The 9,824-nt window shown below is 69.0% G+C and carries 11 protein-coding genes; 6 read left to right on the top strand and 5 right to left on the bottom strand.

What is annotated here, in order from left to right:
* Positions 1-161: 161 nt before the first annotated feature.
* Entirely contained in the window at positions 162-1,100 is a 939-nt protein-coding gene (locus GAS53_RS20765; RefSeq protein WP_225859010.1) for a 1-aminocyclopropane-1-carboxylate deaminase/D-cysteine desulfhydrase, read from the top strand.
* Between the two features lie 202 nt (positions 1,101-1,302).
* Here the strand turns inward: GAS53_RS20765 and GAS53_RS55255 are convergent, their stop codons facing one another.
* The 4 genes from GAS53_RS55255 to GAS53_RS20750 all read right to left on the bottom strand — a co-directional run bounded on the left by GAS53_RS55255 (position 1,303) and on the right by GAS53_RS20750 (position 5,087).
* Entirely contained in the window at positions 1,303-1,446 is a 144-nt protein-coding gene (locus GAS53_RS55255; protein ID WP_192583203.1) for a hypothetical protein, read from the bottom strand.
* Complete coding sequence (locus GAS53_RS20760) at positions 1,443-2,144, bottom strand: polysaccharide deacetylase family protein (RefSeq protein WP_151479134.1); 702 nt, start codon at positions 2,142-2,144, stop codon at positions 1,443-1,445. The genes GAS53_RS55255 and GAS53_RS20760 overlap by 4 nt, the downstream gene beginning before the upstream one ends.
* 185 nt (positions 2,145-2,329) lie before the next feature.
* Positions 2,330-2,998 (bottom strand): glycoside hydrolase family 11 protein, encoded by a 669-nt coding sequence (locus GAS53_RS20755; protein ID WP_151479133.1) that lies wholly within the window; start codon positions 2,996-2,998, stop codon positions 2,330-2,332.
* Between the two features lie 493 nt (positions 2,999-3,491).
* Complete coding sequence (locus GAS53_RS20750; RefSeq protein WP_151479132.1) at positions 3,492-5,087, bottom strand: Na+/H+ antiporter; 1,596 nt, start codon at positions 5,085-5,087, stop codon at positions 3,492-3,494.
* A gap of 61 nt (positions 5,088-5,148) precedes the next feature.
* Between GAS53_RS20750 and GAS53_RS20745 the strand changes: the two genes are divergently transcribed.
* The 3 genes from GAS53_RS20745 to GAS53_RS20735 all read left to right on the top strand — a co-directional run bounded on the left by GAS53_RS20745 (position 5,149) and on the right by GAS53_RS20735 (position 7,219).
* Positions 5,149-5,409 carry a UBP-type zinc finger domain-containing protein gene (locus GAS53_RS20745; RefSeq protein ID WP_151479131.1) on the top strand — a complete coding sequence of 87 codons (261 nt, stop codon included), beginning with the start codon at positions 5,149-5,151 and terminating at the stop codon, positions 5,407-5,409.
* A gap of 251 nt (positions 5,410-5,660) precedes the next feature.
* Positions 5,661-6,074, top strand: a complete 414-nt coding sequence (locus GAS53_RS20740) for an ATP-binding protein (RefSeq protein ID WP_055512819.1) — start codon at positions 5,661-5,663, stop codon at positions 6,072-6,074.
* A 17-nt stretch (positions 6,075-6,091) separates the two neighbouring features.
* Positions 6,092-7,219 carry an RNA polymerase sigma factor SigF gene (locus GAS53_RS20735; RefSeq protein WP_225859009.1) on the top strand — a complete coding sequence of 376 codons (1,128 nt, stop codon included), beginning with the start codon at positions 6,092-6,094 and terminating at the stop codon, positions 7,217-7,219.
* A gap of 218 nt (positions 7,220-7,437) precedes the next feature.
* On the opposite strand, the gene GAS53_RS20730 is transcribed toward GAS53_RS20735, so the two are convergent.
* Positions 7,438-7,890, bottom strand: a complete 453-nt coding sequence (locus GAS53_RS20730; RefSeq protein ID WP_151479129.1) for a hypothetical protein — start codon at positions 7,888-7,890, stop codon at positions 7,438-7,440.
* 136 nt (positions 7,891-8,026) lie between these two features.
* Between GAS53_RS20730 and GAS53_RS20725 the strand changes: the two genes are divergently transcribed.
* Positions 8,027-8,995, top strand: coding sequence for a diacylglycerol/lipid kinase family protein (locus tag GAS53_RS20725; RefSeq protein WP_151479128.1), 969 nt, complete (start codon positions 8,027-8,029; stop codon positions 8,993-8,995).
* Positions 8,996-9,313: 318 nt separating this feature from the next.
* Positions 9,314-9,571 carry a WhiB family transcriptional regulator gene (locus GAS53_RS20720; protein WP_016639615.1) on the top strand — a complete coding sequence of 86 codons (258 nt, stop codon included), beginning with the start codon at positions 9,314-9,316 and terminating at the stop codon, positions 9,569-9,571.
* Positions 9,572-9,824 lie beyond the last annotated feature (253 nt).

The raw sequence follows: 9,824 nt of genomic DNA, 5'->3' as shown, positions 1-9,824 counted from the left end.
CCCCGCGCCCCTTAAACGCAGGGGCTGCGCCCCCAAAGACACAAAGACAGGGGCGCAGCCCCGTCTTTTAGGGGCGCGGGGAACTGCGCGACCAGCCCGCGATAGCCCGCGCGATGTCCCCGGCCCAAGCCCCGCAGGGGGCCGTGGCCGACAATGGGTGGGTGACCAGTCCCGACACCCCCGACGCACTCGCCCCAGGCGCCCCTGGCGCCCTGCGGCCGCGGCTGCCGTCGCCTCTGCGGGAGGTCACGGACGAGCGCTTCGCGCGGCACGGTGTGCGGCTGCTGCTCAAGCGGGACGATCTGATCCACCCGGAGCTGATCGGCAACAAGTGGCGCAAGCTGGCCCCGAACCTGCGGGCGGCCGCGGGCCGCACGGTCCTCACCTTCGGCGGCGCGTACTCGAACCATCTGCGGGCCACCGCCACGGCGGGCCGTCTCCTGGACCTGCCCACCATCGGCGTGGTCCGCGGCCAGGAACTCGCCGACCGCCCCCTCAACCCGTCCCTGGCCCAGTGCGCGGCCGACGGCATGCGGCTCCACTTCGTCGACAGGTCGACGTACCGCCGCAAGGGCGAGCCGGAGACACTGGCCGCCATCCTCCGAGCGACCGCGGGCGAGGACGCGTACGTGGTCCCCGAGGGCGGCAGCAACTCCCTTGCCGTACGCGGCTGTACGGCCCTCGGCGAGGAGCTGAGCGACCACGGCGGCATCGACGTGGCCGCGATCGCCTGCGGCACGGGCGGCACGCTCGCGGGCCTCGCCGCCGGCCTCGCCCCAGGTCAGCGCGCCTTGGGCATCCCCGTTCTCAAGGGCGGCTTCCTCGGCGCGGAGGTACGTACGCTCCAAGCCGAAGCCTTCGGCGGCCCCCGCGGCGACTGGTCCCTGGACGACCGCTTCCACTTCGGCGGATACGCCCGTACACCCCCTGAACTCGACGCGTTCGCGGCCGACTTCGAGCGGCGCCACGGACTGCCGGTCGAGCGTCTCTATGTCGCCAAGTTGCTGTACGGACTTGTCGTCCTGGCGGAGGAAGACGCATTCCCGCGCGGGACGACGATCGCGGCGGTCGTCACCGGCCGCCCTCTCGCGAAGACATGACACCCGCTTCAGGAGTTTCCCCCCAGGCAAGCCTGTGACCTGTTGAAACGTCGACCGTAGGGGTTCTGGCCTGGGAAAACACTCCTCCGCAGTTCTCACATGTTCACGGGGTTTCCCGGCCTCATGTGTGCTGAATCCGTTCCGCTGGGCGCCTCTCCGCCGACGCGCGGCGACCGTGGCCGCCACGCCGCCTGGTGCGGGGTCAGCCGGTGCCGCAGGAGACTGCCGGCCAGGTCCACTTGCTGTTGTCGTTGCCGTTCGGATTGGCGGTCAGTATCTGGGCGCTGGGGTGGGTGGCGCTGATGGCCGAGGGCGTGCTGACCTTCGCCGGGGACGGTACGTTCATCGTGCCGCTCCCGCCGCCACTGCTGCCGTCGGAGCCACGGCGCGGCCGGTTTGCGGGGAGATCATGCCGGCACACAGGCTGCGGCTTGCCAGCCCCTGCGCGATGCGGGGGATGGCTGCGCGGGAGTTGGCGGCCCAGTCGTGCATGAGGATGACCTGGCCGCTGGTGAGCCGACCGGCCGCTGCCACGATCGCGTCGGTGCTCGCGCCGTTCCAGTCCTGCGAGTCGACGTCCCAGATGATCTCGGTCAGGCCGTATTTGGCCTCGACGGCCTTCACCGTGGAGTTGGTCTCGCCGTACGGCGGCCGGAACAGCTTCGGCGTACCGCCGCCCGCGGCCGCGATGGCCTGCTGGGTCCGGGAGATCTCCGAGTCGATCGTCGCCTGGCTCTGCTGGGTCAGATGTGGGTGGGTATAGCTGTGGTTGCCGACCTGCATGCCGGCATTGACCTGCGCCTTGACTTGGGCCGGGTAGGCGGCGGCGTACTGGCCCTGGTTGAACATCGTGGCCCGCAGCCCGTTCTGGGTGAGCGCGTTGAGCAGGGCCGGGGTGTTGCCGGACGGGCCGTCGTCGAAGGTGAGCCCGACATACCCGTTGCAGGTGGCGGCCTGCGCCGGGGCGGCGGTGTCGACGGTGAGGGTGCCGGCGGCAGCGAGCGCGACGACGACGAGTAGCGAGAGACGTGGCGTGGCTTTCATGAGGAGCGGTCCTCCAGCCTGGGGGATTCGGTGGTCGGCGCCTGGGACTGGGACAGCCGGCGCCGATGTTCCGGATGGAGAGGGGGCAAGGAGCCAGGGGGAGAGGATCCCGAGGGGGACGGCACGTTCGTCGTCACGGCCGCCGTGCGACCGCTGCTCCGCAGCCGCCCCCTCTCCGAACTGGCCTAGCTCACCGTGATGTTGGAACTCCCGCTGCTCTGGTATCCCTCGGTGGCGAGGATCATGTAGTAGTTGAAGCTCCCCAGGCGCATTCCGGCGCGGGCCCAGGCGTCGAAGTGGTTGCCGGTGGTGATGGCGCCACCGGTCCGCTTCGACTGCCGGACGCTCCAGTACTGGTTGAACGTGCGGATGCCTTCGACGGACGGGGCGTTGTAGCGCGTGGTCTGGTAGATGTCGTACGTGCCGCCGTCGCTGGTGACAGCGCCCTTGTACGTTCCCGTGGGCCGGTAGGTGCCCCAGTTGTCGACGATGTAGTACTCGACGAGCGGGTTCGACGTCCACCCGTAGAGACACAGGTAGCCGTTGCCGGACGGGTTGAAGCTGCCGGAGTAGGTCACGGTACGGCGCGAGCCGTTCCTCCAGCCCTTGCCGGCGACGAAGTTCCCGGTGTTTCTCCACGAGGTGCTGTAGTTGCCGCCGGAGTTCAGGGTCATGGAGACCGTGCCCTGGCTGTCCGTCCAGAACGAGTAGTAGTACCCGTTGTCGGTTCCCTCCTGGTTCGTGGTGATGACCGTGGCCGCCTCGGCGGTGCCGGGCAGGGCCAACGCGGTTCCGGTGGCCAGCAGCAGGGTGCAGACGCTGCGGCGCGTCGGGTGTGCGGGTCCGTCGTTCATGAGCGTGCTTCCTCCTCGTCCTCGTAAGACCGACGGGGCTGGGCAACTTGTGTCGGCGGGTGGTTCGTGCCAGCCCGCGTCGACAGTGGTTGAGCTCTGCCAACGGCGACAGTTTTGGTGTGACCCTGCCAACTGTCAACAGTTTCGACATTGATCCCGAAACATTCGCTCAACGGAAAACACTCCCTGGGAGGCGTTTAACCTGCTCATGGCCGTGCTCGATGGAGTGAATTGAGACGTTCGTTGCCGCCCGGGATTGCGAGATCAAACTTCCAAGCGCAGCCCTTCGAATGTTTCGAAGACTTTCCCGTCCCACGCGACAGGTGTGCATGGCCAGGGGGCAGCGTGGCCTGATACCACGCAAACGGCCCCGGGCGAGGAGTCCGAGGCCGAGTGGAACGCCTCCCTGGGGGAATCCAGGTCAGCGACGTAATGCATGGTGCCCCGGCAGGATTCGAACCTGCGACACCCGCTTCAGGAGAGCGGTGCTCCGCTACGTCGCCTCCCGGAATGCCGCCGCCTCCTCCAGATCCAGCCGCCGCAACAGCGTCCGGAGCATCTCGTCGTCGATGTAGCGACCGTCCCGGAGCCTCACGAACACCTCCCGCTCGGCGCCGATCATCTCGCGCGACAGCCGCCGGTAGGTGTCGTCGACGGTCTCTCCGGTCACGGGGTTCACGGTCCCCAGCCGCTCCCACACGGCGTTGCGGCGCCGCTCCAGGACCGTACGGAGGCGGTCGGCGAGCGGAGGCGGCAGGGCGTTGCGTTCGTCGCTCAGGAGCTCGTCCAGGCGGTGCTCGGCGGCCCGGGACGCCTGCGCCTGGGCGTTCGCCTCGGCGAGCGTCTCGGCCTGCTGGTCCCGCCCCGGCAGCCTCAGCAGACGGATCAGCGGAGGCAGCGTCAGCCCCTGCACGACCAGCGTCCCGATCACCGTCGTGAAGGTCAGGAAGAGGATCAGATTGCGGCCCGGGAAGTCCTCCCCTCCCTCCATGGTGAGCGGGATCGAGAAGGCGATGGCGAGCGAGACCACGCCCCGCATCCCGGCCCAGCTGATGATGAACGGCCCCTTCCAGGTCAGGTCACCCTCCCGTTCCCGGATCCGCGCGGACAGCGCGCGCGGCAGGTAGGTCGCGGGATACACCCACACGAAACGGACCGCGACGACCACCAGGAAGAGGACCACCGCGTACCAGGCGGCGCGCGTCCCCTCGTACTCCCCGAGACCCTTGAGGACGACCGGCAGTTGCAGGCCGATCAGTGCAAAAACGGCCGACTCCAGGATGAACGCGACCATCTTCCACACTGCCTCCTCCTGGAGCCGGGTCGCGAAGTCGACCTCCCAGTTGCGGTGTCCCAGATAGAGCGCGACGACGACCACGGCGAGCACTCCGGAGGCGTGCACCTGCTCGGCGACCGCGTACGCGAAGAAGGGGATCAGCAAGGAGAGGGAGTTCTGGAGAAGGGCCTCCTTCAGGTGTGTGCGCAGCCAGTGGATCGGCACCATCAGGACGAGCCCGATCCCGACGCCGCCGATCGCCGCGAGCAGGAACTCGCCGATGCCGCCCGCCCAGGTCGCGCCCTCCCCGACGGCGGCGGCGAGCGCCACCTTGTAGGCGGTGATCGCGGTGGCGTCGTTCACCAGGGACTCGCCCTGCAGGATCGTGGTGACCCGCGAGGGCAGCCCGACCCGGCGGGCCACCGCGGTGGCCGCCACCGCGTCCGGCGGCGCCACGATCGCGCCGAGCACCAGCGCCGCGGTGAGCGACAGGTCCGGCACGATCAGATACGCGGCCCAGCCGACGACGAGCGTCGCGAACAGCACGTACCCGACCGACAGCAGCGCGACCGGCCGGATCTGCGCCCGCAGATCGAGGTACGAGCTGTCCGTGGCCGCGGTGTAGAGCAGCGGGGGCAGCAGCAGCGGCAGCACCACGTGGGGGTCGAGGGTGTACTCGGGCACCCCGGGCACGTACGAGACGATCAGGCCCGCCGTGACCAGGAGCAGCGGTGCGGGCACCGGGGTGCGGCGGGCGGCGCCCGCCACCACGGCACTGCCCGCCACCAGCAGGAGGAGGGGCATCACATGCATCGGCTTCGGCCCGCCTTCGTTTCTGCGCGGATTCCCGCACGCCCGACGTAATCTGGCAATCATGAAACAGTGCACGCACGCCGACGCGCTGCCGCATCCAGAACCCGCACCGCTGAGCGAGACCTGCCTGGAGTGCCTGGCGGCGGGCACGCACCCGGTGCAGCTGCGGCTGTGTCTGGAATGCGGTCACGTGGGCTGCTGCGACTCGTCGCCGATGCGGCACGCAACGGAGCATTTCAAGGAGACGGAGCATCCGATCATGCGCACCTTCGAACCCGGGGAAAGCTGGCGCTGGTGCTTCGTCGACCACGTACTCGTGTGACAAGGGATCCGGACGGTTCGACCGTCTGACGTCTGGGTACGTCAACCCGGCGCGCGCTCTTCCCAATTGGGCCCGCAGACCCCTAGCCACTGTGCGTATCCATAGGTTTACTATGAGTGACAGCAAGGGGTTGGGGTCCCGGGGACAGAAAACCTGAGAGCGCGATAGCGTCACCGCTGAACTATGTAGCGCGTTACCCCGGGGGGCGACCCTCGGCCCCCGAAAGAGCTTGTACCACCTTGGAGGTGAGGGTGTCCCAGATCGCAGGCGAGCCCGCGACCCAGGACTTCGTGGAAGTCCGGCTGCCGGCTGCGGGTGCCTACCTGTCGGTGCTGCGCACGGCCACGGCCGGCCTCGCGGCGCGTTTGGACTTCACCCTCGACGAGATCGAGGACTTGCGCATCGCCGTGGACGAGGCCTGCGCGATCCTGTTGCAACAGGCGGTGCCGGGCTCGGTGCTCAGCTGTGTCTTCCGCCTGATCGACGACTCGCTCGAGGTGACCGTCTCGGCCCCGACCACCGACGGCCACGCCCCCGCGCGAGACACGTTCGCCTGGACCGTGCTGTCGGCCCTCGCGGGCAAGGTCTCCTCCTCGGTGGCCGACGACAAAACCGTTTCGATCAGCCTCTACAAACAGCGCGGCGCGGGACCCGGGCCGGCGTGAGGAACGGGGACGGGCCGGTGCGGGACGAAGAGCGCGGCACACGGGAACTTCCCGCCGAGGGCGAGGACGGCCTGGGCGGGCCTCGGCGCCTGGCGGAGGGTGTCGAAGGCATCCCCGAGCAGCACGCCCGGCCGCACCCGGAGGACTACGACTCCTCGGCGGCCGAAGTGTCTCAGCGGGCAGAGCCGATCGACGAGGGCGAGCACGAGGCGCTCTCCGGCCGTGACGGGCGACAGGATCCAGGCGTTGCCGCGCAGTGGGGGTCCCCCCGGACGGAGTCTGGGGGAGCGTCCTCGGAAGGGCGGCGGCAGGTGACGGGCGGGATCATGAGCGAGCAGCACGAGCACGAACGAAACGCCGACAGCGGCACCTCAGGCGCGCAGCACGACCCCCACAACCGCAGCGGGGCGCGGGCCAAGTTCATCGAGCTGCGCAAGCTGAAGGAGGGCACCCCGGAGTACGCGGAGCTGCGCAACCAGCTGGTCCGGATGCATCTGCCGCTCGTCGAGCACCTCGCGCGCCGCTTCCGCAACCGCGGTGAGCCGCTGGACGATCTCACGCAGGTCGCCACCATCGGCCTGATCAAGTCGGTCGACCGCTTCGACCCGGAGCGCGGCGTGGAGTTCTCGACGTACGCGACGCCGACGGTGGTCGGCGAGATCAAGCGGCACTTCCGGGACAAGGGCTGGGCGGTCCGCGTGCCGCGCCGGCTGCAGGAGCTGCGGCTCGCGCTGACCACGGCGACCGCGGAGCTCTCGCAGCAGCACGGGCGCTCCCCCACCGTGCATGAGCTGGCCGAGAAGCTGGCCATCTCGGAGGAGGAGGTCCTGGAGGGTCTGGAGTCGGCCAACGCGTACTCCACGCTGTCCCTGGACGTCCCCGACACGGACGACGAGTCCCCGGCGGTCGCGGACACCCTCGGCGCCGAGGACGAGGCCCTGGAGGGCGTCGAGTACCGCGAGTCCCTCAAGCCGCTCCTCGAGGACCTCCCGCCGCGCGAGAAGCGCATCCTGCTCCTGCGCTTCTTCGCCAACATGACCCAGTCCCAGATCGCCCAGGAGGTCGGCATCTCCCAGATGCACGTCTCCAGGCTCCTGGCCCGCACCTTGGCCCAGCTCCGCGAAAAGCTGCTGGTGGAGGAGTAGCAGACCTCGCGCCCCTGTTCAGGGGCGCGGGCGATTGCTTTCAGCGGCGCCGGCAACCGTTCGTCTCTGGGGCACGGGCACCGGAGGCTTTCAGGGGCGCGGGGCTGTGACGTTTGCGGCTCCGCCGCGATGGCGGGTCCCCCGCTCGAGCGAAGCCGAGAGGGGGGCGACGAGCCCCCACCGACCCGCAGATTCAGTACGTCCTCAACGCACCCGTACTACTTCGGCTCCCGTACCCCACCGGGCCCGGTGATCCCCAACGCCCGCGTCGTCTCGGGATTCACGATCAGCACCAACGACGCGACAGCCACCACAGCCAGCGCGATCCCCCCGGGAATGGCGAGACTGTCGGCCTGAAGCAGGTTGTAGGCGACGGGCAACGCCATGATCTGCGTGATGATCGCCGGCCCCCGGCTCCAGCTGCGCCGCAGGAGCAGCCCGCGCGCGGCCAGCAACGGCAGCAGCGCGAGCACGATCAGCGTCACGCCCCCGGTGACGGCCTGGCTCCGGTCGTCCGGGTGGCCCGTGAGACCCATCACGAGCATGTAGACGCCACCGACGACGAGGGCGAGCCCCTCCAGCGCGGCCAGCGCCGCCGCGGCGGTCAGTCGCCCGGGGCGGCGGGATTCGGCGTCGGGGTTGTCCGGGGTGGGATTCTGCTCAGAGCTCACCCCTGAAGAGTAGCCCTCACCCCTTGCCCGCCAACGGCCCCGGGGCGTCTCCCGGGCACGCGCCGCGCACTCCCCCTCTCACCCGAGCCTTACCTCGGTATGGGCCGAGTACCACTCGGTAGGTACGCTGCATCGCATGCGTGCACTTCTCGTGGTCAATCCGGCAGCAACCACCACAAGCGCACGCACGCGTGACGTCTTGATCCACGCGCTGGCGAGCGAGATGAAACTCGAGGCGGTCACCACCGAGTACCGCGGGCACGCCAGGGACCTCGGCCGGCAGGCCGCGGAGAGCAAGGACATAGAACTGGTCGTCGCCCTCGGCGGCGACGGCACGGTCAACGAAGTCGTGAACGGCCTGCTGCACAACGGCCCCGACCCCGACCGCCTGCCCGGTCTGGCCGTCGTCCCCGGCGGCTCCACCAACGTCTTCGCCCGCGCCCTTGGCCTGCCCAACGAACCCGTGGAGGCCACCGGCGCCCTCCTCGACGCCCTGCGCGAGGGCCGGAAGCGCACGGTCGGCCTGGGCCTCGCGGCGGGCACCCCGGGCAGCGAGGACGAGGGCGTCCCCGCCCGCTGGTTCACCTTCAACGCGGGCCTCGGCTTCGACGCGGGCGTGGTCGGCCGCGTCGAACAGCACCGCGAGCGCGGCAAGCGCTCCACACACTCCCTCTACCTGCGCCAGGCGATGCGCCAGTTCTTCGGGGAGAGCCACCGCCGCCACGGGACCATCACGCTGGAACGCCCCGACGCCGACCCGGTGACCGGTTTGGTGCTGTCGATAGTCTGCAACACCTCTCCGTGGACGTATCTGGGCAATCGCCCGGTGTACGCGTCACCTAAGGCCTCGTTCGATACCGGCCTCGATGTACTCGGTCTCAGCCGCATGTCGACGGTCGCGGTTGCCCGGTATGGCACCCAGTTGCTCGCTTCGTCCCCCGAGCGCGGACCCCATGGAAAGCACGCGGTCTCCCTGCACGACCTGACGGACTTCACCTTGCATTCGAAGGCCCCGCTCCCCCTCCAGATGGACGGCGACCACCTAGGGCTACGTACGAGCGTGACGTTCACAGGCGTTCGCCGTGCACTGCGTGTGATTGTGTGAGCGGAACGGGCTAAAGTCCTTCCACTCGAACGTTTAGGCCAGGATCCACCCCATGGAAGTACGGCTGTGACCTAGTCGACACCGAGGAATCAAAAAAAACTTTCCGGTAGGGGTTGTATCCGCCGCTGAGGTTTGCGAGTCTCTACGTGGCGCTCGGGACGGGCCGCAACATCGCCCCCACAGAGAGCCGGAACCCCTCCTCAAATCACAGGACCACGTCAGTCCGTCTGGCGGTCGGCCCTTCACTTGTTGAGGGATTCGTGAAAGCGTTCACATTCACAAGCAACGTGCATGTAATACCAAGGAGAGGTAGCAGCCATGGACTGGCGTCACAACGCCGTTTGCCGCGAGGAAGACCCCGAGCTCTTCTTCCCCATCGGCAACACCGGTCCTGCGCTGCTGCAGATCGAGGAAGCCAAGGCCGTCTGCCGTCGCTGCCCCGTCATGGAGCAGTGCCTGCAGTGGGCGCTCGAGTCCGGCCAGGACTCCGGCGTCTGGGGTGGTCTCAGCGAGGACGAGCGCCGCGCCATGAAGCGCCGCGCCGCCCGCAACCGGGCACGTCAGGCATCCGCCTGACAACCCGCCCCGTAACAGCCTGAGCTTGGCGGCGCGTACAGCGAGTACGCATCTCCCGCCCCCGAGCCGCAGCGCGCAGTACCCCCGATGCGCATCACCAGTGAGCACTGTGAGCCCCGGACCATCAAGTGGTCCGGGGTTCATTGCTGTTTGCAGCTGCGTCTTCGTGGGTCGTTCGGCGCCTGCCGAGGCCCACGATGATTACGTAGCGTGTGCGTGAAGTAATGGTGCGGATGGGTCTGCGGGTCAGAGC

The organism is Streptomyces albicerus, from assembly GCF_008905045.1.
Taxonomy (GTDB): domain Bacteria; phylum Actinomycetota; class Actinomycetes; order Streptomycetales; family Streptomycetaceae; genus Streptomyces; species Streptomyces albicerus.
The sequence above is the reverse complement of the archived record's forward strand: the minus strand, read 5'-3'. Positions and strand labels throughout refer to the sequence as shown.